The following is a 23,028-nucleotide window of genomic DNA, read 5'->3' as shown; positions in this document are numbered from 1 at the left end:
AGATCAATTTGTCTCATTAGAACCAGGCGGCTGTTAATATGGAAGGTGCAAAGTGCGAAAAAGCTCCTCCCGCTCTGACATCCATGTAGAGTCAGACAAAGGGTGGATCACCTGGCAAAGAGGGCAGCAGCGCTCCTCAGGCTGGTTGTAAATAGGCTTCCCGCAATAAGGGCATGGCTTTTCATTCCAGACAAAGCCCTGAAGTTCTTTTTTATAAAAATGCCGGTACATTTCTCTGTCTACAGATCTGAGACCGTATGCGGTCAGTCGATGCCAGCGGCTGTAATCCTTTAAAGCATACTGGGCAGACTCCTGGGAAATCCGGAACAGCCTGGCCACATCATAACTGTCTCTTAATCTGGAATAGTGAATGGCCATGCGGGGAGCCAGAATATGGCTGGCAAAACAGTTGGCCTCCTGCTCCTGAAGGGCAGTGTGAGGTCCCTTGTGCTCCAGCTTATAGTGGCCCAGCTCGTGCATAAGAGAAAAACGAATCCGCGCTTTGGGGCGCATGTGATTAAAGCATATCTTATTTTCATAGGTGAATGCATCCTCAGAATAAGCGGATGCAATCTGATAAATCTCGGAATTCTTCAGATACAGACCAATATAGTCCATAATTTTGAATTGGTAATGATATAAAACCTGAAAGCAGTCAAAAGGGAAGGAATGAATGGCGCATTCCTGAAAAACCTTCAAAACCTTCCGGTCAATCTGCTGATAATCCATAAAATCACACTCCAAGTAATCTGTTAATCTAAATCTGATAACAGCTGAATCAAACGAAGCTTTTGATCTGGAGAAAGATTCTTTCCATTTCTGGCAACCAGCTTTTCCAGATCCCCATAGGAGGGCTGGTAAGGCTTTTTTGAAGTGTCGTCAAAGTCGTTCAGGGACAGGCCTAAAACTCTGGCAATAGCTTTTAAGGTTTCCAGCTTAGGGTCCTTAGTAACACCGCTTAAAATCTTGTCAATGGTTCCCTTGGGAATCCCGGACAAGTGGGCCAGCTCCTCATTGGTTAATCCAAGCTCCTTTTTTTTCTGTACTATAATATCCAGTCCCATGACACACCCTCTTTTCTTTTTAATGCGATATCTTACTTTTTGCTTTCAGCAGGCTGACTGCCTGATGTAATCTTTTCCTATTAACAAGAATATCACCGTTGACGGATTAAGTCAATGAATCAAAGAAAAAATATCATGGAAAACTCCTGGAAAATACAGGAAAAATCATATGAAATATTACTTGACGGAAATAATTTTGGAAAAACCAGTTGACAAATAGTAATCAATGGATATAATGAGAATATAAGATAACCGTCAACGGAAATCCAATATTTCCGGCTGTTATTTACTTATTATTATAGAACATATGTTCGGAAAAGTCAATAGAAAGGATGAGTATTATGAAAGAAAAAAGACTGAGAAATTTAACATGGAAGGACTACGACATTTCAACATACAGATACAGAGAGTTGAAGAATTTTTGCCTTCAGTATGATGAAAAGAAGAAAAAAATCCAATATGGGCTGAAGGCAGTGAAAATAGACGGTATGCCTAAGGGAAATCAGGCCGGCAAACCTACAGAGGAAAATGCAGTGAGAAACGTAATGCTCCAACAGGACTGCTCCATGGTGGAGGAAGCGGCGAAGGCTACGAACCCTGAAATCTGGAAGTATTTGTTAAAAAGCGTAACTGAGGATGTGGCTTTTGAATATTTAGAATTTGATCAGGAATTAGGAAGACTGCCTATGGGAAAAACAGACTTTTACGGATACCGCAGGCTGTTTTACTGCAATCTGGACCGTCTGAAAAACGGGGACAAATTAATCGGCCCTTAGTGATAAGATGATACCATGAAAGATAAGGAGGTGAGAGTTATAGAGCTGATCAAGCAGACAGAAAGGTATATTTTCAATATAGAAGCAGTAAAGCCAGGGCGTATGATATATGCCCGGCATAAAAGCTGGGAAGAAGGCAGGGGCGGGTACATATCAGCTGTAGGGGAGGATGAAATAGTAGTTCAGTGTTATGCAGGACTGAGAAACACAGCCAGCCATTTCAGAATCCTTTCAGAAGAAGTGGCAAAAGAACAGTGGGAAATACGCTGGTCCCAGGATCTAAAGCAGATCGAAGAACTGAAAATCACAGAACAGAATCTGGAGGTCACATGAGAATAAAAGAATTGTTGTTAACATCATTGGAGGAAAGCCAGGAAATAGCCAGTCTTACAGCAGTTTATGAAGGAAAACCGGCAGTTTTTTTCGGATATGTTCCAGAAGATGAAGGGGAAGGCTGGGGAGAGACGAGACCTTACCCAAGAATTTTGTGTACAGTGAGAAAATGTGCATTTGGAAGAAAAAGAGAGCAAATTATGCTGACTGCTGAAATCCAATGGGGCGGCGAAGGAGCCGGTGTACAGGAAAGGGAACAGGCAGGAGAGATAATAAGCAGACTGCTGGGAGAAAAAGTATTTCAGACAGATGTAAATGTATATTGTCTGGAATATACGGGAGATCAGAAAAACAATTTGATGAACGCCTATTATTTTCAGGTTTTGGAATATCCCCTTCCTGCGTTTGCAGAGCCAGATCCTATAAAAGCCCTGCAGACAGCGGCAGAAGAAATTCTGCCAAAGGAGGAAAACGTGCCGCTGCTTTGCAGGTTGCGGTGGATGAGGGACGATTTTTCTACGTCTGTGGCAGCAGGGAAGACAATGAAATTCAGGGTAGACATACATTTGTTTTTGCGAGATCAGGAAAAATGTCTTCAGGCAGCTTCATCATTACTGTACGGACTGACAGAAAAAGAGGAAATAGATTTAGCGGACGGTTCTCCTGTTCATTTAAGAAAAATCAGACTGACAGCAGATGGAGACGGATGGAGAAAAGGCCGGCTAAAGATTATAGGCACATATGGCCTGGCCAGAAAACCAGAAAAAGGGCATAGTTTAACAGGCGTTAAAATAACAGAAAAATAAGTCCTGAAAAAAGGAGGTATGGATAATGGCGTCCAGAATAAAAAAGCCAAAAGCTTTTATAAGCGAAGAAAAGTATCAGGCGAAGGAATTGGCCGCTGCCTCCCAAATATTATTTGGAGTGAGGCAGGAAGGAGCGGCAGCGGCTTTAAAAGCTGCAGGAGTAAAAGAGGCCACAAAAAAAGAGGCCGGAGAAATTATAAAAACATTTATGAAAAAGGAGGTCATTTAATGGCAGGAATATTTACAGTGGGAGAAAAACTGGTAAGGCCGGGAGTATATTTCCAGACAGCGCCGGAAAACAGAAGCTCTGTGGCCCAGGCGGCGGACGGAATTACAGCAGTAATTTTAAAAGCTGATTTTGGCCCTTTAGGAAAAGTAGTAGAGGTTAATCAGGAGGACAGTTATGAAAAGGTATTTGGAAATTCTGATTCTACAGAAATTTTAAGACAGGCATTTGCAGGCGGGGCTAAAACCTTATTGGTATGCAGAGTTGGAAAGGGCGGCACTGCCTCAGAGGTAAAGCTGAAATCAGGGGAAGAGGATTTATTGACGATTCAGGCTAAATATCCAGGCAGCCAGGAATTTTCTGTTACAATCAGAACAAAGCTGACAGATGAAAAGATAAAAGAGTGTAAAATTTACGCAGGCACAAAAGAACTGGAGTCTTATGAATTTGAAGTCCAGGAAGAAACCGAAGCTTCTGCATTAGCGGCTGCAATGAAAAATTCTGAACGTTTTCAGGCTCAGATTTTAAAGGACGGAAAACTGGATGTGTGCAGCCAGAAATTATTTACGGCAGGAACTAATCCTGAGACTGCAGCAGAAGATTATGGGGACGGACTGGCAGCTTTAGAGCCATTTTATTTTAATACAATTTGTACAGATACAGAGGATGTTAGTATTCACATGCTGATTCAGGCGTTTATGGAAAGAATTTTCCAGATGGGACAGTTTGCCATGGCAGTTGTAGCTGAAAACCACAGTACAGCTTTACAGGACAGACAGGCACATGCAGAAGCATTTAACGACAAAGCCATGATTTATGTTTTAAATCCGTGGGTGAAAGAGGGAGAAAAGGAATTAGACGGCGCCATGACTGCAGCCAGAATCGCCGGTATGGTGGCTGCCTGCAAATCCAGCCAGTCTTTAACCCACACTGTTTTGGAGGGAGTGGGAGAGCTGTTAGAACCTTTAACTCCATCTCAGATGACTGAAGCAGAGAAAAAAGGCTGCCTGGTTCTTTCTTACAGCATGGACAAGCAGGTTTGGATTGACAATGCCATTAATACATTAGTAGATACAAAGGATGGGGACCAGGGCTGGAAGAAGATCAGAAGAACAAAAACAAGATATGAGCTGATTTATCGTATGAATCAGCAGGCTGAAAAATTAGTGGGCCGGGTGGACAATGACACAAATGGAAGAGCTACAGTGACAGGCCAGCTTCAGGCAGTGGGCACAGCTATGGTGGATGAAGGAAAACTGACAAAATGTACAGTGACAGAAAGCGAGTCTCAGGCGGCGGATACAGATTCTGCATGGTTTGATGTGGAAGTTGTGGACAAGGACTCTCTGGAACATATTTACCTTACATATCATTTTCAGTACAGCACAAAGGAGGAATAATGAATGATTAATACAAGAGCAGCAGGAGATGCAAGACATGCCCGCACAGGAAAAGACGGGGCGCTTTATAATGAAGACGGCATACTTTTAGCCACAGTGGAAAGCTTTCAAGCCCAGGCCTCTTACAGCAACGCCAAATATTCTGTTCTGGGAAACGCCCAGGAATTAGAGACAGCCAATACATTTGGAATCACTTTAACTATGTCTCAGATTGTAGTGGAGGATGATGAATTTATTGTAGAGCTGATGGAAGCTATGGAGACACAGACTATGCCTGTATGGAATTTCCAGGGCGTTCTCACTGGCAGAAACGGGTCAGAAGAACGTGTAACATACAGAGAAGTGGTGCCGTCTGGCAGCATTGATATTCAGAATATCACTACAGGAGATGTAATTAAAAGATCATGGAGCTTCTTTGTAAACAGACCGCCTAAACTGCAGTCTAAATTAACAGTAGGTTAAGACAAAGAATCTAAGGAAAATCCGGCAGAGTTATTTATCTGGACAAAAATGTGTCAAAAAGCGGCAAATGTGTGGAAAAGCGGGGGAAAATAATCTGTCGGGTTTTTAAGTTCTAGTTTCCTTGGCGGGATAAGTAAAAAGAAGAAAATAAAAGTGAAATTTATAGGAGGATTTATAATGTCAGAGAAAAATGTGGAAAATCAGGTTCAGGAAGTGGAATTTACAGAGGAGCAGGTGAAAAATCAGATTCGCATGAGCGAGAAGGAGATGCTGGCCGGGCTTTTAGAGGCAGCGGAGTTTTCTGAAACAGAAGAGACTATGGTGGAGATTAAAAGGAAAGATAAGGTATACTTTAGATTTTCTATCCGACCTCTATCCGAAGCAGATTATAACGCCTGCAGAAAGAAGCATACGAAATATTTAAGAAATAAACAGTTTGGAATGAAGCTGCCAGAAGAAACAGATAACCTGCGCTACAGAGCAGCTTTGATTTACAGTGCTACAGTAGACAGAGATAAAAAGATTTTATGGGACAATAAGGATGTATGGAAGACTCTGGGAAATAAAGGAATGGACGTTGTCACAGGAGCAGATGTCATTGATTATGTATTATTAGCTGGAGAAAAAGACAGAATTATTGAGACCATTGATTCTATTAGCGGATTTGACACAGACAGTAATCTGGAGGAAGTGGCAAAAAACTAATAATGGCCGGCGGAACAGCAACTATTCTGCATCACATTTTTCAAAAGACAGGAATGACGCCGGATGAATTTTATGAAAAGCCCCCTGGAGTGAGGGCTTTTTTAATTCAGTCTATGAAAATAACACTTGTTCCGCCAAAGGAGAATGGAGGTGAAGAAGAATGAGCAATGTTGTAACCATTGACATAACGGCCCAAAGCGGGGAAAAGGTGAGAAAAAGCTTTGACAGAGCTTTATCAACAGTTTCAAAGTTTGACAAAGCCATGGAGAAAACAGAACGGCAGATGGAAAAAATGGCGCGGGATACATTTCAGGTCTGTGCACAGCTTCTTGGAGAGGCGGCAGAACAAATCAGGGCTTTGTTAGATAGACTCAATGTAGCTGGGGGAGCCTGGTATGGGAGAAGCTTTAGAAGTTTTGGCGGCAGTGATATTGGAAAACAGATAGCAGAAAGCTTTAATGCAAATATAAAAGTAAAACTGCCAGATTTGGGAAAAAGGCTGGGAACAGCAGTTTCTGCCGGCTTGATAACAAATATAAGTATAGCGCAAAAGGCAGCGGCAGTTCCTGCTGCAGTAGGAAAGAGCAGCGACTCTTCCTGGGAAAAGTTGAAGAAGACTATAGAAAGCGCTGGGCGACTGCTGCCTGGAGGCGAGGGACCTAATATGTCCTCAATATTGGATTCCTATGGATTAGTGAATACATCAATGACTAATTTAGACAAGGCAATGAAGTACCCTAAAATTATAGAAGATTTTTCGCAAACTAAAATTGGTGGAATGATGAAATCAAATCTACAGAAATTAGGAGAAATGGGATTAAAGGGTCGAGTAACTGGAAGAAATGCAGGAATGTCTTCTTTTATTAGTAATAACGCTGGATGGATTGGCGCTGCAGCTGTAACAGGAGGAATCTTAGGGGCAAAATCATTGGCGTCCGGTGTAAAAGATCTTGCAGCAGCCGCAAAGGCGACATCAGAGGAAGAGAAAGCTGCTTATAATAAATCAAGTGGAGCAAAATTAGTTGGAACTGTTATTGGAGGAATAGCGGGATTTGCTGTAGGCGGCGTCCCTGGAGCCATGGCGGGCGCCGGATTAGGAGGCAGTATAGGCAGTTATTTTGGAGACAAGATGAAAGAAAAAGATCTTTTAAAAATAGAGCAGGCAAAATATAGTTCCCAAGAATTAAAAGATGCTTTAGAAGCTGGCGTATCTGATGAAGAATTTGCTAATTTATTTCAGGAAATTGTAAAGAAAGATATTATCAGCCACTTTGGAAAAATGAAGTTGTCTCTTGAACAAATAAAAAACCTGGCTTCTGATATTACATTTAATAAACAGGTAAAAGAAGTGCAAAGATTTTCTCAGGCACTCCAGGATACTCAACAAAGCTTAGCAAATGTGGAAAACATAACAGGAGTATTAGAAAAATACCAATGGAAAGCAGAAATAGGAATAGATCTTTCAGAGGAAGATATTCAAGGATACAGAGAGGCTGCAGAAGCATATTCTCAGGGTATGAAGGAGTATTTAGAGAGTAGTCATTACAAAGCAACTTTGGCAGTTGAGTTATTGGTAGAGGAGCCGAATGCATCCTATATGCTTGAAGGTGTAAACATGGTTTATTTTGAAATGTTAGATGAACTTCAGCAATACGCTGATCAGCTGGAAGAAGCTTTTAAAGAAGCAGAAAAGAATGGAAATTTTAAAGACTATGTGGAAAAAATTACAGAGGCCCAAGAAAAAATAGGGAAGCTGAAACAAACTATAGCTGATTATGAGGAGGCAGGTCAGGCTGAAGCATTAAAGATTAAGTACGGCGGCAGCGATATGGATGCAGAATCATTTAGCCAACTCCAGGCCGGTTTGCAAGAACAAAAGCAAATAGGTGAAGAAACAGATTTTCAAGCTTTAGCAGAATTACTTAGCAGCTTAGAAATGAGAAAAGATCTCATGGATAAAAACGGAGAAAAAATGACTGATGAGCAGTATAATCAGGAAAAACAGGCAATAGTTGAGAGCTTTTATAAAAGGAGAGATAATAGGAACGATAGAATAGAAACTTATCAGCTGGAGACTATTGTGGAAAAATTTAAAGATGGTTTGGACAATATTGCAGGAAAGGATTTTGATGCCAATATTTCTGATGTAGAGAAGTTACGGAAAATTTTAGAGACCATAGTTAAAAATAACATCAATTTAGGCGAAAAAGTGGATTTTAGCAAATATGGCATAGAAGGATTATCCAGTGATGATTTTGCTTCTATACAGCCTTTTATGAGCGAAATGATTAAAACCTATGAGGTATCATTTGAAGCAACTCCAGAAACAGAAGAGAATATAAAAGCAGCAAAAGCAGCTACCGGAGATCAAATTCAAGAGGAATTTAGCAAAGGGTTTCCTGTTTCTTCAGAAATTACTATGAATTATACATTAAAGAAAATTTTTTCTCCTAGTAATAACAATGTTTGGACTCCATCAACAACAGAGTCAGGAATAGGAGAGGAAACCACTATATATAATGCTTGGCAGCAAACAGGAAATGCAGAGGGCGGAATTGTTCATGGAGCTAGAATCTCCTGGATTGGGGAAGATGGACCAGAAGCAATTATTCCATTAGGAAGAAAACGTCGCGCCAGAGGAATGTCATTGTGGAGACGTGCAGGAGAAATTTTAGGTTATTCTTCTTTAATGAATTATGGTTATACTGGAGATGGAGAAGAAAAAGCTTATGTCTTTAATGAAGCAGAATATAGCATGAGGGAACCAGTAGTATATTCTACTGCGGAGCCTAATAATCAAAAAACTATTCAGATGTCTGTATCAGCAGCGCCGGCAATTTATATTAATGGAGGACAAAATGAAGGAGATGTAGTCAATATAATACGTTCCCATATACGAGAACTGGCGGATGATATGTGTGGGGAGATTGCTGAAAAGATTACAAAAGTATTTTCCAACATGCCACAGAACGCATAAATCTTGAAAAAAATGCTCAGGTTTGCTATAATAAAAACATATAACTAAGCAAAAGGGGGAGGAAGATTATGAAAAGAATAGAGGCTATACTTTTATTAGCTATAGCTTTATGTTTAGGAGGCTGCCAGAAGGACAGTAGGAGAGAAGATGTTAATAACTGGTGTATGGAGGACATGAAATTTTATGATTACGAGGGGAAACCAGTTTGGGAGTTAACAATAGATAATCGCGAGATTAGTTTAAGAGATAAAGCAGGCCTGCAAACATACCGTGGAGTGAAAATCGGAGATGATGCTAAGGAAATTTTATCTCAATATAATATGGACGATTTTAGGTATAGAATAGCTGGGAATTTCGACTCAAAAGATAGCTCTAAATCGCACGATGAAGCAGAGGCATTAACTGAGCAATATAAAGATGTAACACCAGAAGAAATGCTGGGACATTTGGCAGAAATATCTGGTTTTGATGTTATTTTCTCGTATTCTACAGAGGTATATCTGTTAGATGGAAAATTTTATAGATTATCAGAGATGGAAGATACGGAGAATTATGATTATGGATTTTGGATTCAATTTTATATTAAAGATGAGAAGATTGATAATGTAAAAATAACTCTTTGGGGATAAAGCATAAAATTAATGATGTAAAAGAAAAGGTATATCGCGAAAGATATGCCTTTTTCTTTTTAAAAATCCTAGGATTGGTAAAATTGCAGATGTGGGGAATATTTAACTATAAGATGAAAGGAGACGGACCATGGCAATATATTTAACTGAAACAACAGGAAATATGGAATTTGAGTTTCCGTCTATGCCGGAGTTTATTGATATTGGAACAGAAACTAATTATCAAAGCTACCAGATTATAGGAAAAGGCGGAATTAATATTCCTAAGGGAGTGGATGTGACTAGCGTATCCTGGAACGGCGTGTTCTTTGGAAGAAGCAAAAGAAGAGAATCTTTAGTAGGCACCTGGGAAAGCCCGGAGGAATGCAGGGATATTTTGTCCAGATGGCAGGAAAACGGAACGATTCTGGAGCTGATTGTGGAAGAGGCTCCTGTAAATATGGATGTAACAATTTCTAATTTTAGCTGGAAGGCTGTAGGCGGCTTTGGGAACATGGAATATTCTATAGAATTCAGCCAGGCGCCTGCGCTGAAAATCTACACTACAACCGAATTAAAAATTGACGATTTTGTAAAGACGGTTCAGACTAGACCGGAGGCGGAGGAAAATTCAGGTAACTATACCGTAGTCTCAGGCGACAATTTGTGGAAAATTGCCAGAAAATATTATGGCGGCAGCGGAGCTGACTGGCAGAAGATTTATCAGGCAAATACAGAGATTATAGAGCAGGAAGCCAGAAAAAGGGGAAAGAAATCTTCTGATAATGGGTATTGGATTTATCCGGGAACCGTGTTGGTAATTCCTTAGGTCAGGAGGTAAAAATGGTTGACGTATCTAAATTAAAATATAAGCTGGTAATTCTCAGTGAAAATGGGGTTCAGTATAATGTAAAGGATTTTACATCCAAACTTTCCTGGGAGGAAAATGAAAAAGAGCTTTCTATGAGGCTCTCTTTTTCTTTATATAATAAAAAGACAAATGCAGGATATATTTCTGATATTGTAAAAATAGGCTGCCTGGCTGGAGTTTACGTTTCAGACGGTATGAATGAAGAAGAGGCAGCCAGGGGATATATAAAGGAATGTACCATTAATAATTCTTCTGCAGAAGAGGAATTGTCCTGTACAGCTTATGATGAGCTTTATTCTTTTCAGAAATCCAGAGATAACATTTATATTCCTGACGGTCAAAGCACCAGAAGCGCTTTAGAAAAAGTCTTTGCGCCATGGGGAATTGTTCTTGCAGATTATCAGGGGCCTGAAACTGTTCATGGAAAATTTGCAGAAAGAAATAAAAGCTTGTCAGATATGGTGTCTGAAATATTAGATGATGCAGTGAAAAAGGGGCAGAAAAAGGCTATGCTCAGAGCGGAGAAGGGAGAAATTAAAATCCTTCCTTTAGAAAGCAATACCCCTGTATATGTATTTAATGAAAACAATATTAGTAAGCTGACCTACAGCAGAAGTATTGCAAATATGGTAACAAGAATTAAGGTTTACGGGCAGCAGAATGATGAGGGCTGTTCTCCTGTGGAAGCAGTGGTGGACGGAGACACCAGATTTGGGATTCTTCAAAAGGTAATCAGCCGGGGAAGAGATAAAAGCGTGGAGGAAGCCAGAAGCTCAGCCCAGGAAATGATAGACGAGGAAGGAAAACCAGATGAGAAAATTAATCTGGATTTGCCGGATGTGCCTTTTGTGAGAAAAGGAGATAAAGTATATATTTGCCCTGTTGGACTGGCGGCAGGCTTTTATCAAGTGATCAGCGTTCAGCACACTGCAGAGAACGGAAGTATGAGAGTTACTGTAAAACAGTCGGAGGATAATCAAACTTCAGATGAAAACCAGCAGAATTCATAAGGGAAGGGAGAATATATGGCAGAAAAAAATGAATATAAAGGAACGGCCAAGCTGGCGGCGGCATTTCACAACAGAATTAAGGAAATGAACGAAAAACCGCCGATTTTAGAGCTGGGGACCATTGGGGGAGACGGCAGCCTTGTGACAGATGGGTTCCGCCAGCCTATTCCCAAGGGAGAGTATTTGGTGTGCAGAGGCCTGACCTTAGGAGAAGAAGGAAGTACATTTACAGTAGACAGCAATGGAGATCAGGTAAAGCTGCCAAAAACCCTGAGAGGCGTAAAACCAGGAGACAGGGTGTTGGCTGCATGGATGGATTCCGAAGCGGTTGTAATAGATATTATAAAGAGAACGAGCTAGGAGGTGGAATATTGGCAGAAACGTTATTTCCTGTAATTCAGCAGTCTCAGCTGATTAAGGAACAGGATATTTATGATAAACAGCTGAGAAAAAGCTTTTCCTGGGATATAGAAAAAGGAGATTTTATTTTAGACGGAGGCGGCAGAGTGGCAGAAAGCAGTGGTTTGGAGGCATATGAAATATGGTGCAGAAAAGCAGTGGCTACAGTTAGATACGGCTGTCTGGCATACCCGTCGGAAATCGGCACTGAGCTGGATCGGGCTATGAAGAAAAAAACAAGAAAAGCCTGTGAAACAGCAATAGAAAGAACAATTAAAGAAGCATTAAAGGCAAATCCCAGGACAGAATATGTCAGGGGATTTTCTTTTACCTGGGAAGGAGATCATGTAAAAGTAGATTTTACAGTTAAATGTATTCAAAACCAGGAATTTCAGCAGACAGCTGTATTTTAAGGAAGGGAGGTGAAATAAATGGACAATTATTTAACAAAAACGTCAGAAACAGAAAGGCCAGAATTTAAAATTCCGGATTTTATAGAAAATATGGGACCGGAGCAAATCCATGAAAGGATGATGGCTTCTCTGCCTGAAGATATTGACAAAATGCCTGGAGGTTTTCCATTTGATTATACAATGCCTACCGCTGCAATCGCTTCAGAGCTGGTGCATTATCACTTAGTAAGAGGGCTGATGGCCGCTTTTCCGGAATATGCTTGGGGAGATTGGCTGGACCTTCACGCAAAGCAGGCACATTTAAGCAGAAAACCGGCCAATAAGGCAGCGGGAAGCCTGACATTTATTGGAAAACCGGGAACAGTTATTCCCAAAGGCTCTATGTTTTGTACTGCAGCCACAGCTGCAGGGTCGTCTATTGATTTTCTTACAGATGAGGAGGTGGTAATTGAGGAAGAAGGCAGGGCCACAGCTGCAATTACTGCTTTTGAGGCCGGGAAAAAGGGAAATGTCTCCCAAGGCACCATTGTCCTGGCTGTACGGCCTATTTCAGGGCTGACATCAGTAACTAATCTGGAGGCAGTAACTGGAGGAGCAGAGGAGGAAACAGATGATGCATTGTACAGACGGATTCAGATGGAACACAGTATGCAAAGCTTTTCTTACATTGGAAACGACAATGACTACATAAGATGGGCAAAGGAAGTGCCAGGGGTAGGAGATTGTATTGTAATGCCGGCCTGGAACGGACCGGGAACAGTAAAACTGGTGCTGGTAGATCAAAACGGAGAGCCGGCAAATGAAAAAATTATTCAGGATGTTTACAGTCATATTGTGTCGGAGGAAGACAGAAGTAAAAGACTTCTGCCTACAGCCTGCAGTCAGCTTACAGTGACGGCTGCAGCTGGATTGTCTATTTCTTATATATGTACAGGCCTTATTTATGATAAAGATACTACGACTCTTGAACAGGCTGCAGCAGAATTTGAACGGGCAGTGCAGCAGGTTTATTCAGAAGCTAGAGAAAGCGGCACGTTAATTTACAACAAAGTCCGCAGCCTGATTACAGATTTACCGGGAATTGTAGACTTTGAAACATTTTTAATTAATGGAGAAGAGAAAAATATTGTGCTGTCAAAGGAAGAATATCCTGTAACAGAAACAGTTTCCTTTCGTTAAAGAAGGAAAGGAGGTCGTGCACAATGAATTTAGAAAATTTTCCTTCCAGTTCTGCCGGGGCTAGGATGTTGGAATATGTAACAGAAGGATGGTATGACAAGGCCTATGTAGGAAAATGGATTTATCAGGTTATGGGACTTTCTATAGATGAGGTAGAGAAAATTTACCAGGAACTGCCGGAACAAATGTTTCCTGAAACAGCTACTTGGGGGCTTAGGTATCACGAAATAAAGTATGGGCTGCCTGTAGGGGAAGGGCTGGAGCTTTCAGAAAGGCGCAGCAGAATCCTGCAGAAGCAAATGATTAGAATTGGAATCACTCCATATAATATGGAACGTTTGCTGGACGGCGCAGCAGAATTTAAAGTATATGTTTCTGATATCCATGATCCTTCAGATTATATAAAAAAACCAGACCATCCCAACCAGTTCCAGATTGTGCTAATAGGAGATGGAACGGCGGATATTGAAGGTATCAGAAAAATTATTTCTCAGGTAAAACAGTCTCATACAGTGTATGAGATTTTTTATTATGAAAAATCAGAAGCAAAGCAAAATATTTCCTGGGACAATCATTTAAGGCTGCAAAGCCAATATTATCCCAGACAAAATCAGGAGTATTTATTTTTAGACGGCTCCTGGGCATTAGATGACAGCTATGTGCTGAACGGATACAAAAGAGGAAGTAAGGCTGATTTTTATCCTGTAATTGTACATTACCAGACTGAGGTGAAAGCCGTAGTATCCACAGAAGCAGGAGTAACAGTTGAAAACAGCCTGGACGGCCAGTGGATATTAAATGGAGACAGAAAATTAAACGGCGGATATACGGCCTTGTAAAATAAAAAATAGTTGAGCGCAAAGCGCGAAACTATTTGCTACCCAAAGTTCGCCATAGCGAAGTTTGGGGTTCCCGTAGTTTTTATGGAACGAGGAACGAGTGAAATAAAAAAAGAAAGGATATTGAAAAAATATGGCAAAAGCAGTAATTACAGCAACAGGCAGAAAGAAACTGTGTAAAGCTCACGCAGGCGACGGGGAACTGCCTAAAATCGTCCAAATGTCTTGGGGCGACGGGGGAATCAGTGAAAGCGGGGAGGTAAAGGAAACTACTGGAAATGAAATTGGCCTTTACAATGAACTGCTTAGAAAAGACATTGAAACCCATAAATATATGGATGAAGCAGAAACCAGCTGCCGCTACACTGCCACAGTAGAAAAAAATGAGCTGACAGGAAAAGAATTGTCAGAAATGGGACTGTTTGACGAAGCAGGAGATTTGATTGCGTACAAAACATTTATGAAAAAGGGAAAAGACGAAGACATTCCAATGGTCTTTGATATGGATGAAATTTTTTAGAAAGGGTGATGGAATATGGCATATTGTACTGGTAAGAATCCGCCGGTATTTACAACGGAAATAGAAAAATGGGACAGCAGCACAGTGGCGGAGGGCGGCGACATGGCTGTAGAAATTGAGCAGCTATACAATAACACATTGTACAACAAAGCAGCTGTAGAGCAGGTGAAAGGAAAACTTCTTACAAACCTTACAATACCTGCAGCCGGGTGGAATAACCTGACCTTTATCATTGAGGACGATCAAATCACAGAATCCAGCACAGTCTATATGGGATATAATTTTGATTCTATTCCAGCTGCTCAAAAGGCAAATATCAGAGGAAAAACAGAGGCAGGCCGTCTTGTTCTGGCAGCTAAAAAAGCGCCTGCAGTAGATTTGAAAGTAGATGAAATCAGGATTTTAAATTTAAGGGAGGGATAAACATGGCGGTATATACAAATGCAGGAGGAGGCGGAGGCCTGTCTCCAGATGATCTGACTGCAGAGCCAGGTGATGTATTAAAAGGTAAAATAGCAGGGGTAAAAAGTTCCGATGAGCCGGCAGCAGGGACATTAGAATTTACAGGAAATGCTTCAGATTCCCAGGTGTTAGCCGGCTTAACGTATTATAATACAAACCCTAAAACAAAACGAACAGGAACTATGGTAAACCAGGGAGCAAAAACCGCTGCTTTAAATGCCGGCGGAAGTTATACTATTCCGGCCGGGTACCATAACGGTGCCGGGAAGGTTACAGCCAACACCTTGGCCAGTCAGACAGGGGGAGCTACAGCAGAAGACAAATATGTATATAAAGGAAAAACATATTGGAAAGACGGGACAAAACGAACAGGAACTATGACAGTCGGCTCAGTCGTGTCTTTTAGCGTAGCTGCCACCGCATATAATAGGGTCACAGCGACATGGAAATGGCCAGCCAATGGACCGTATAGTGGGGTGATCATCCGATATAAAACAGGCAGCTACCCAACCAGTGTGACGGATGGAACACAGGGATATAAAGGAACGGGAACAAACAGCAGTTTAAACGCTTCATCCACAGTTACAATCTCAGGACTGACCCAGGGAACAAAATATTATTTCCGTATCTGGGTATATGCTACATGCTCGGCAGGGGATCTGTATTCTGGAACTAAAGACGCCACTGTCACTACAACGGCAAGAGGAACTCAGACATTTAAATCTTCGGGAACCTTTACAGTGCCGGCAGGAGTGACAAAGATTGATGTGTTCTGTGTCGGCGGAGGCGGTGCTGGACATGTTGGCTGGGTGGGCAGCAAAAACAGGGGAGGAAGAGGCGGCTGCGGAGGCTATACCACTACAAAGAAAGCGATATCTGTTACTGCAGGAGGAAAATATACCGTTACAGTTGGCGTAGGTGGAAGCGTTAAGTTTACTGACAACAAGGGAAATTACCAAATTAATTCTCCTGGGAAGTCTTCGTTCGGGACATTAGTGGAGGCGGCTGGCGGAGATCCACAAAATGATACCTCCATACTGGATAATGCCTATTGGCGAGGCGGTTCAGGGGGCGGCTGGGGCGCTAACTCAGTCGAAGAAACAAATGCCCAAGCAGGAGCCTCTGATGGTGGAAGCCGGGGAAACAATATCGGTCAAGGAACTACCACCAGAGCATTCGGAGAAAGCTCTGGTGCATTGTATGCCGGAGGAGGAGGTGGAGGCGCCGCATATAGAAATGATGCGTCTGTTCAAACAGGAGGAGCCGGAGGCTCAGGCGGAGGTGGAAAAGGTGCGGATATGAATGACTGGGGAAATAATGCGGGTGCAAACACCGGAGGAGGCGGTGGAGGAGGCAGTGGCGTCACATCTGGCTATACTGGAGGCGGAGCCGGAGGCTCTGGCATTGTCATCGTCCGCTGGGGATATTAGAATTTATTTTGTATTATAAAAATAGTAACACTCATAACAATAGAAAAGGAGAAAAAATATGATCGTACATCAGGTATATGCAGAAATATGTGATGACACAGTTCAGAACATTATGGTTTGCGACAATTATGAAATGGCAAATTACATTTCCAGAGTAACTTACGGGGACCAGGCATTTGCAGTAGATTGTCTCCAGTATCCGTGTAGCATAGGTGATAAGTATCACAGCGGCAGGTTCTGGCATATAGATGAAGAGGGAAATGAGACAGAGGTTGTCTATGTGCCCACAGCAGCAGAAGAAGTTCAGATTTTGCGAGGAGAAACTGATGATCTGACCCTGGCAATGGCTGCAATGATTGGAGGTGTATAAGATGCTGAGCAAAATTGAAAAGATAATTCTAATTAGAGCCTTAAATATCAGGAAAAATCAGGGGGAAGATCCTAAAACAGCAATTCAGGATTACAAAAAGCTGACAGATAATGAAAAAGATGAAATCCTGGCTTTAATAGGAGGGAACTAATATGGCGGCAGATTTTATTGACAGCTACAATGCTGCCGTAGGAACAATAATATTAATATTAAGCGCTGTTTTGGGAATTTACTGGTACATATTTGCCGGTTATCTGCTGTGTAATATATTAGATTGGATGACTGGGTGGTATAAAGCCAGAAAATTAAACAGAGAAAGCAGCAAAGCAGGCGTTAAAGGAATTGTGAAGAAAATAGGCTACTGGATTATTATTCTGGTAGCTTTTTTAATTCCTCAAATGTTTATTCAGCTGGGGAATGACCTGCTTCACATGGATCTGGGATTTCTTACACTGTTTGGATGGTTTACTTTAGCCTCTCTTTTAGTCAATGAAATTAGGAGTATTCTGGAAAATCTAGTGGAATGCGGCTGCAATGTTCCTGAATTTCTTATTTTAGGCTTGGCAGTGACAGATAAGCTGATTCAGTCCGGGGCAAAGATGGGAACACCTGAAATTTTTAAAAAGACCCGGAAATCATCTGCACGCTGATAGTAAAATACTTGAGTATGACCTGCGGCCGTGATAAAATGGCTTTGGACATTAGTATACAAGGATTAAAGGAGGAAGCTCAAATGAATTTTTCATTTTTTATGCCTACAGAAGTATATCAGGGAAAGGGGTGTGTAAAAGCCCATCCAGAGGTGTGGAAAAGAATGGGGAAAAAGGCTTTTATTGTAACAGGCCAGGGTTCCGCCAAGAAAAACGGTTCCCAAAATGATGTGCTGAAGGCTTTAGAAGAAGCAAATATAGAATATGAAATATTTGACCAGATTATGAGCAACCCTACTATAGAGGTAGTTTATCAGGGCACGGCGAGAATGAAAGAGTGCAAGGCTGACTTTGTAGTGGGAATCGGCGGAGGCTCCCCCATGGACGCTGCAAAGGCGATTGCATTATTATTTAGTCAGGATATACCTGAAGAGGAATTATTTTCAGGCAATTATAAAGACTGTCTGCCTCCAATGGTGATGATTCCTACTACGGCAGGAACTGGTTCAGAGGTAACAAAAGCAGCTGTCCTTACAAATGACAGGCTGCAGACAAAAACCAGTATTTCCACACCTTTGATTTTTCCCACAGTCGCTTTTATGGATGCTGTTTATATGAAAGATTTAGGCAGAAAAACAACAATCCACACAGCAGTAGACGCTTTATCACACTCTGTAGAAGGAATGATCTCTAAAAAATCAACAAAGATTTCTGATGTTTTGGCAGAAGAAAGCATCCGGGAAATCTGCAGCTGCTTTGCAGAAATTGGAGGAGAAAAGGAGATTTCCATAGAGACAAGAGAAAAACTGCTTTACGGTTCCATGCTGGGAGGAATGGTAATTGCTCACACCGGCACAACAGCAGTGCACTCTATGGGGTACGAGCTTACATACTTTAAGAATTTTGATCACGGATATGCCAATGGAATTCTTTTAGGAGAGTTTTTAAAGCTTGCAGAGGAAAGGATGCCGGAAAAAGCGGCCAGAATTTTTAGAGCAATGGGGGTTAAGGATTCTGATGGAGTAAAACAGCAGATGAAATCGCTGCTGCAGTGGCCTGAGTCTTTAACAGAAGAGGAGATTCAGACCTACACAGGCATTGCTATGAAAGCTAAGAATATTACAAACGGACAGTTTGAAATGACGGCAGAGGATGTTGCCGCTGTATATAAAAATATATAGAGTTCAGACATAAAAAAGCCGATCCGGAATGAAAAAGAAATCATTCTAGGTCGGCTTTTTATTATTCTGTAATAATAGTGCCGGCTTTGCCCTCCAAAGCCTCTCTTGCCATGGCCTGAGTAGTAATAATGGCTGATCGGCCTTTTCCAGCTTCAATAAAATCAATGGATGCACAAATCTTAGGCTGCATAGTGCCAACTCCAAACTGTCCATCCTTTTTGTATGTATGAGCCTGAGAAACCGTCATAGATGAAATGGGGGCTTCGTTTGATTTTCCATAATTCAGGGAAACATGATCTACATTTGTAAGAATCATCAGCACATCTGCATCTACTTCTTTTGCCAGTAAAGCCGCGGCTAAGTCCTTTTCAATCACGGCGCTGGCGCCCTTTAAGTTAGAACCCTGCTCCATTACAGGAATACCGCCGCCTCCGCAGGCGATTACCAGCTGATCATTGTCCAAAAGAGCTTTAATTGCGTCAATTTCCACTATAGCCACAGGTCTTGGAGCGGCTACCATACGGCAGAAACCTTTTCCTGGTACTTCTGCTACATAATTGCCTTTTGCCTCTTCCTCTGCGGCCTCTGCGGCAGTCATAACTCTGCCGATTTTTTTAACAGGAGTATAGGAAGCCTCGTCATAAGGATCTACAGTTACCTGAGTGAGGATGGTAGAAACAGGTTTATAAATTCCCCGCTTAATTAACTCTGCTCTGATTCCGTTTTGAAGGTCATAGCCAATGTAGCCCTGACTCATAGCAGAACAGACAGACATAGGCGCTGGGGTATAGCCTTCGTGCTGTATTCCGAATTCATTCATTGCTGTGTGAATCATTCCCAGCTGAGGGGCGTTGCTGTGAACTACAGCTACCTGCCATCCGTTTTGTATAAAATCCGCAATAAGTTTGGCAGTTTTTGCTACCGCTGCCTTTTGTTCTGGAAGATTAGTTCCAAGAGCATCGTGGCCAAGGGCCATTACAAGTCTTTTTTTTGCCATTTTACATACCTCTTCTCCTGTAAATTTTTAAATTCATCAAATTAAATTTATTATATTAGTCTCAGGTAAAAATTGCAAGAAATACTTGGAATTAGAAATGGATCTGTGATATACTGTGAACACTTGGCGGTGTGCAGAAAACTTGACGAGGTGAAAAAATGAAGCGATTTCTGCAGATTATCTGGATTTTGGCGGGACCGGTTCTCTGGATTTCAATTATATCTGCTGTTTCCGGTTTTTTGTGGATGGCGGCAGGAGAGCTTTTAGGAGCCTGGAATCTAAGGGCAGAGGAGTGGATTTTAGAAAACGGAAGCCTTTTAATTACAGTGACTTCCGCTGCTATAGTGTGCAAAACGGCGGCAGGAAAACAGATTCTTTTGCAGAATACCAGTTCTGTGACAGCTGCCTCCTGTGTGTATTTGTTTGCAGCAGGGGCGGCAGCAGGGATTATAGGAAGCTATATGATAGGGGGTATTCCGTTTCCTCAGAATCTGCAGGATGGATATAAGGCGGCAGAAGAGCATATTTTTGCCGGAAGTCTGGTTCTTCAGGCAATAGGAGTTTGTATAGCCGCTCCTGCAGCAGAAGAAGTAATATTTCGCGGCATGATTTTTGGCAGACTGAAAACAATTTTAAATGTTCCCATATCAGTGTTTTTATCAGCCCTTATATTTGCCCTTTATCACGGCAATTTTCTTCAGGGGCTGTACGCCGGATACTTAGGAATACTTTTGGCATACGCGGCAGAAAAGAAAGGCGGCTTAAAAGCGCCGGTTTTGATTCACAGCGGAGCCAACACTGCCGCATTTTTGCTGACAGTCTTTAGATAAAAGAAGAAGCGCAGCAGTCGGGACGGATAACTGGAGAACAATCTGGAAATAATATGAAGAAAATTCAGGATAGGAGACAGGAGGAAGAGAATGAAATTATTATCTGTTGCAATTCCCTGCTATAACTCAGAGGCTTACATGAGACATTGTATTGAAAGCCTTCTGCCAGGCGGAGAGGAAGTGGAGATTCTGATTGTAGACGACGGTTCTACAAAGGACCATACAGCTGAAATTGCAGATGAATATGCAAAGAAATATCCTGGAATCTGTAAGGCGATCCACCAGGAGAACGGCGGCCATGGGGAGGCTGTAAACGCAGGCTTGAGAAGCGCCACAGGGATTTATTTTAAGGTAGTAGACAGCGACGACTGGGTAAATGAAGAAGCGTACATGCAGGTTTTAGATACACTTAGAACCTTTGTATACGGACAGCAGACTCTGGACATGCTGATCAGCAATTTTGTCTATGAAAAACAGGGGGCAAAGCGCAAAAAAGTTATGAAATACCACACAGCTCTTCCTAAAAATGAGCTGATTACCTGGGACGGAGTAAAAATTTTTATGACTGGGCAGTATATTCTTATGCATTCTGTAATATACAGGACTCAGCTTTTAAAAGACTGCGGCCTGGAGCTGCCTAAGCATACATTTTATGTGGATAATATTTTTGTATATCAGCCTCTTCCTCATGTTAAAACCTTGTATTATTTAGATGTAAACTTTTACCGGTACTTTATTGGACGTGAGGATCAATCTGTAAATGAGCAGGTTATGATAGGCAGAATCGACCAGCAGATTTTAGTGACAAAGCTGATGCTGGGATATTATGATGTGATGAAGATTACAAACAGAAAACTGCGCAAATATATGATAAAGTACTTGGAAATTATGATGACGGTGTCCTCTATACTGGCTATTAAATCAGGGACAGAAGAGAATCTGGCAAAGAAAAAGGAACTGTGGCAGTATGTAAAACAGCAGAATGTTCCCTTATATCTGCGCCTTCGTTGGGGATTTTTAGGACAAGGCACAAATCTGCCGGGAAAGGGCGGCCGTCAGGTGTCTATTGCAGGTTATAAAATTACGCAGAAATTCTTTGGGTTTAATTAAGAAGAAAGGTATGTAAAGTCAAGGCTTCTGGCAGTTGTTAGGAGCCTTGATTTTTTGCAGACAGGGAGTTCTAAAAGAAATACGGTGCCGGAGTTTGTACTCTAACACCGTATTTGCCTACAGTCTGAATATTTTCACTATTTTTTCCTACGCATTTTGTGCGAGGCTCTTTGTCACTCTGGCGCGCACGACAAATGCGGCGATTACGGATACCAGTGCGATTAGACAGCCGATTAAAAAGGCTGTGGAATAATTCCCGTCGTGGCTGAAGGCGATTGCGATTCTCGGTCCAAGCAGTCCGGCGATACCGAACATCAAGTACATAACGCCGTAGTTCTCGGTGATATGTTTGTTTCCAAATAAATCTGCAGTGATTGGGGTAATGGTTCCGCCAAATCCGCCGTATCCGAAGGATACAAGCGCCATACAGAGAATGGTTACGGCTTTAGACGGGGAGAGCGCCAAAACGCCCATTCCCACAACGGAAAGCGCCGGGATGATACACAGGGTCACATATTTGTTCGTGTGGTCGGTAACTGTGCCCCAGAAGATTCGTCCGCAAAGGCTTGCGAAGGAATTGAGGGATACGAACATGGAAGCGCTTACTGCAGTCATAGCGAAACCGCTTTGGAGTATCTGCGACGCCTGGCTGATAACAAACATGCCGGAGGTCAGACCGAAGGAAAAGGTTACTGCCGCGATATAAAACATAGGCGTCTTTACCATTTCTCCGCGGGTGTAGTCTTTTGCCTGGGCAGGTGAGGATTTTTTCTTTTCTGTGGTTGCTTTTGTACTGGACTGGGATTTCTTATAAGAAACATATCCTTCCGGAAACGGTTTGATGATAAGTGAACAAATTACCATTACAACCAGGCAGAAAGGACCGATAATATTTGACATCAGCCCCAGTCCGCCCTTGTCAATCACCTGCGCAAGAATCGGGGACCAAATCATTGCGGAGCCGCCGTACACCCCGGCGAGAATACCAGAGTAAGTGCCAGATTTATCCGGGAACAGATTGGCGGAGTAACCCATCATGGTGGGATAGACAAGCCCACAGCCGATTCCAGTGCCGATGCCGTATGTCAGGAACAGCATAGGCAGAGTGGAAATGTGCCCGCAGGTCAAATAGCCGACACCAAACAGGATACTTCCGATAAGTACGAGATGGTTTGTCTTTAAATGTCGTGTGATTCCGCCCAGTATAGTCGGAGACATGGTAGAAGCCAAAACAGTAAAGGTGTAGCAGAGGGCTACGACTGCAGTTTTGGATTCGCCTCCGCATGCCTGTACGAACGGCGTCTGCACAACGGACCAGGTATAGCCGAGTCCAAGGATAAATCCCAGTACGACCGCTGCAATATAATACGTAAATTTTTTCTTTTCAAAAGATTCGTAAGATGATGACAT

28 protein-coding genes are annotated in these 23,028 nt (G+C 42.0%); 24 read left to right on the top strand and 4 right to left on the bottom strand.

All coding sequences use genetic code 11. The annotated features are described in order from the left end of the window. Window positions 1-33: 33 nt before the first annotated feature. Both C1A07_RS04260 and C1A07_RS04255 read right to left on the bottom strand, forming a co-directional pair. Window positions 34-729, bottom strand: coding sequence for an ImmA/IrrE family metallo-endopeptidase (locus tag C1A07_RS04260; protein WP_101876002.1), 696 nt, complete (start codon window positions 727-729; stop codon window positions 34-36). A 23-nt stretch (window positions 730-752) separates the two neighbouring features. Beyond that, window positions 753-1,064 carry a helix-turn-helix domain-containing protein gene (locus C1A07_RS04255; RefSeq protein ID WP_101876001.1) on the bottom strand — a complete coding sequence of 104 codons (312 nt, stop codon included), beginning with the start codon at window positions 1,062-1,064 and terminating at the stop codon, window positions 753-755. A 341-nt stretch (window positions 1,065-1,405) separates the two neighbouring features. Here C1A07_RS04255 and C1A07_RS04250 point away from each other — a divergent pair, with 341 nt between their 5' ends. From C1A07_RS04250 to C1A07_RS04150, 22 genes are all read left to right on the top strand, one after another. Continuing rightward, on the top strand, window positions 1,406-1,840 hold the full coding sequence (locus C1A07_RS04250; protein ID WP_101876000.1) for a hypothetical protein: 435 nt from the start codon (window positions 1,406-1,408) through the stop codon (window positions 1,838-1,840). Window positions 1,841-1,855: 15 nt separating this feature from the next. Further along, window positions 1,856-2,173, top strand: a complete 318-nt coding sequence (locus C1A07_RS04245; protein ID WP_101875999.1) for a DUF5026 domain-containing protein — start codon at window positions 1,856-1,858, stop codon at window positions 2,171-2,173. Continuing rightward, window positions 2,170-2,979 (top strand): hypothetical protein, encoded by an 810-nt coding sequence (locus C1A07_RS04240; RefSeq protein ID WP_101875998.1) that lies wholly within the window; start codon window positions 2,170-2,172, stop codon window positions 2,977-2,979. The genes C1A07_RS04245 and C1A07_RS04240 overlap by 4 nt, the downstream gene beginning before the upstream one ends. A 25-nt stretch (window positions 2,980-3,004) precedes the next feature. Continuing rightward, entirely contained in the window at window positions 3,005-3,208 is a 204-nt protein-coding gene (locus C1A07_RS04235) for an oligoribonuclease (protein ID WP_101875997.1), read from the top strand. Beyond that, the gene (locus tag C1A07_RS04230) at window positions 3,208-4,605 is read left to right on the top strand and encodes a phage tail sheath subtilisin-like domain-containing protein (protein WP_101875996.1); all 1,398 of its coding nucleotides are present in this window, start codon (window positions 3,208-3,210) and stop codon (window positions 4,603-4,605) included. Before C1A07_RS04235 ends, C1A07_RS04230 begins: the two co-directional genes overlap by 1 nt. Before the next feature lie 3 nt (window positions 4,606-4,608). Next, the gene (locus C1A07_RS04225) at window positions 4,609-5,067 is read left to right on the top strand and encodes a hypothetical protein (RefSeq protein WP_101875995.1); all 459 of its coding nucleotides are present in this window, start codon (window positions 4,609-4,611) and stop codon (window positions 5,065-5,067) included. Window positions 5,068-5,244: 177 nt separating this feature from the next. Further along, entirely contained in the window at window positions 5,245-5,772 is a 528-nt protein-coding gene (locus C1A07_RS04220; RefSeq protein ID WP_101875994.1) for a phage tail assembly chaperone, read from the top strand. Window positions 5,773-6,055: 283 nt separating this feature from the next. Beyond that, window positions 6,056-8,749: a hypothetical protein gene (locus C1A07_RS04215; protein WP_145996034.1), complete on the top strand. Its 2,694-nt coding sequence runs from the start codon at window positions 6,056-6,058 to the stop codon at window positions 8,747-8,749. A gap of 68 nt (window positions 8,750-8,817) precedes the next feature. Continuing rightward, complete coding sequence (locus C1A07_RS04210; RefSeq protein ID WP_101875992.1) at window positions 8,818-9,378, top strand: hypothetical protein; 561 nt, start codon at window positions 8,818-8,820, stop codon at window positions 9,376-9,378. Window positions 9,379-9,508: 130 nt separating this feature from the next. Next, window positions 9,509-10,186 carry a LysM peptidoglycan-binding domain-containing protein gene (locus tag C1A07_RS04205; protein ID WP_101875991.1) on the top strand — a complete coding sequence of 226 codons (678 nt, stop codon included), beginning with the start codon at window positions 9,509-9,511 and terminating at the stop codon, window positions 10,184-10,186. Between the two features lie 14 nt (window positions 10,187-10,200). Next, a complete protein-coding gene (locus C1A07_RS04200) occupies window positions 10,201-11,238 on the top strand; it encodes an XkdQ/YqbQ family protein (protein WP_101875990.1) in 1,038 nt (345 codons plus the stop codon). A 15-nt stretch (window positions 11,239-11,253) separates the two neighbouring features. After that, window positions 11,254-11,598 (top strand): hypothetical protein, encoded by a 345-nt coding sequence (locus tag C1A07_RS04195; protein ID WP_101875989.1) that lies wholly within the window; start codon window positions 11,254-11,256, stop codon window positions 11,596-11,598. Between the two features lie 11 nt (window positions 11,599-11,609). After that, complete coding sequence (locus C1A07_RS04190) at window positions 11,610-12,050, top strand: DUF2634 domain-containing protein (RefSeq protein ID WP_242972244.1); 441 nt, start codon at window positions 11,610-11,612, stop codon at window positions 12,048-12,050. Between the two features lie 18 nt (window positions 12,051-12,068). Further along, a complete protein-coding gene (locus C1A07_RS04185) occupies window positions 12,069-13,229 on the top strand; it encodes a baseplate J/gp47 family protein (RefSeq protein ID WP_101875987.1) in 1,161 nt (386 codons plus the stop codon). A gap of 23 nt (window positions 13,230-13,252) precedes the next feature. Further along, complete coding sequence (locus tag C1A07_RS04180; RefSeq protein WP_101875986.1) at window positions 13,253-14,068, top strand: putative phage tail protein; 816 nt, start codon at window positions 13,253-13,255, stop codon at window positions 14,066-14,068. 133 nt (window positions 14,069-14,201) lie between these two features. Further along, window positions 14,202-14,588: a phage tail-collar fiber domain-containing protein gene (locus tag C1A07_RS04175; RefSeq protein ID WP_101875985.1), complete on the top strand. Its 387-nt coding sequence runs from the start codon at window positions 14,202-14,204 to the stop codon at window positions 14,586-14,588. A 15-nt stretch (window positions 14,589-14,603) separates the two neighbouring features. After that, a complete protein-coding gene (locus C1A07_RS04170; protein WP_101875984.1) occupies window positions 14,604-15,011 on the top strand; it encodes a hypothetical protein in 408 nt (135 codons plus the stop codon). A 2-nt stretch (window positions 15,012-15,013) separates the two neighbouring features. Continuing rightward, window positions 15,014-16,480, top strand: coding sequence for a fibronectin type III domain-containing protein (locus tag C1A07_RS04165; protein WP_101875983.1), 1,467 nt, complete (start codon window positions 15,014-15,016; stop codon window positions 16,478-16,480). A gap of 58 nt (window positions 16,481-16,538) precedes the next feature. Then, on the top strand, window positions 16,539-16,850 hold the full coding sequence (locus C1A07_RS04160; protein WP_101875982.1) for a hypothetical protein: 312 nt from the start codon (window positions 16,539-16,541) through the stop codon (window positions 16,848-16,850). Window position 16,851: 1 nt separating this feature from the next. Then, a complete protein-coding gene (locus C1A07_RS16160; RefSeq protein ID WP_180952175.1) occupies window positions 16,852-17,001 on the top strand; it encodes a hypothetical protein in 150 nt (49 codons plus the stop codon). A gap of 1 nt (window position 17,002) precedes the next feature. After that, entirely contained in the window at window positions 17,003-17,500 is a 498-nt protein-coding gene (locus tag C1A07_RS04155; RefSeq protein WP_101875981.1) for a phage holin family protein, read from the top strand. 83 nt (window positions 17,501-17,583) lie between these two features. Then, window positions 17,584-18,681: an iron-containing alcohol dehydrogenase family protein gene (locus tag C1A07_RS04150; RefSeq protein WP_101875980.1), complete on the top strand. Its 1,098-nt coding sequence runs from the start codon at window positions 17,584-17,586 to the stop codon at window positions 18,679-18,681. 61 nt (window positions 18,682-18,742) lie between these two features. Here C1A07_RS04150 and arcC read toward each other — a convergent pair whose 3' ends face one another. Then, window positions 18,743-19,678, bottom strand: a complete 936-nt coding sequence (arcC, locus tag C1A07_RS04145; protein ID WP_101875979.1) for a carbamate kinase — start codon at window positions 19,676-19,678, stop codon at window positions 18,743-18,745. Between the two features lie 158 nt (window positions 19,679-19,836). On the opposite strand from arcC, the gene C1A07_RS04140 reads away from it, so the two are divergent. Next, on the top strand, window positions 19,837-20,508 hold the full coding sequence (locus C1A07_RS04140) for a CPBP family intramembrane glutamic endopeptidase (RefSeq protein ID WP_101875978.1): 672 nt from the start codon (window positions 19,837-19,839) through the stop codon (window positions 20,506-20,508). A gap of 90 nt (window positions 20,509-20,598) precedes the next feature. Further along, the gene (locus C1A07_RS04135) at window positions 20,599-21,618 is read left to right on the top strand and encodes a glycosyltransferase family 2 protein (RefSeq protein ID WP_101875977.1); all 1,020 of its coding nucleotides are present in this window, start codon (window positions 20,599-20,601) and stop codon (window positions 21,616-21,618) included. A 147-nt stretch (window positions 21,619-21,765) separates the two neighbouring features. Here the strand turns inward: C1A07_RS04135 and C1A07_RS04130 are convergent, their stop codons facing one another. Beyond that, complete coding sequence (locus C1A07_RS04130) at window positions 21,766-23,028, bottom strand: MFS transporter (RefSeq protein ID WP_101875976.1); 1,263 nt, start codon at window positions 23,026-23,028, stop codon at window positions 21,766-21,768.

This window comes from Lachnoclostridium edouardi (genome assembly GCF_900240245.1).
GTDB classification, from domain to species: Bacteria; Bacillota; Clostridia; order Lachnospirales; family Lachnospiraceae; genus Lachnoclostridium_A; species Lachnoclostridium_A edouardi.
The sequence above is the reverse complement of the archived record's forward strand: the minus strand, read 5'-3'. Positions and strand labels throughout refer to the sequence as shown.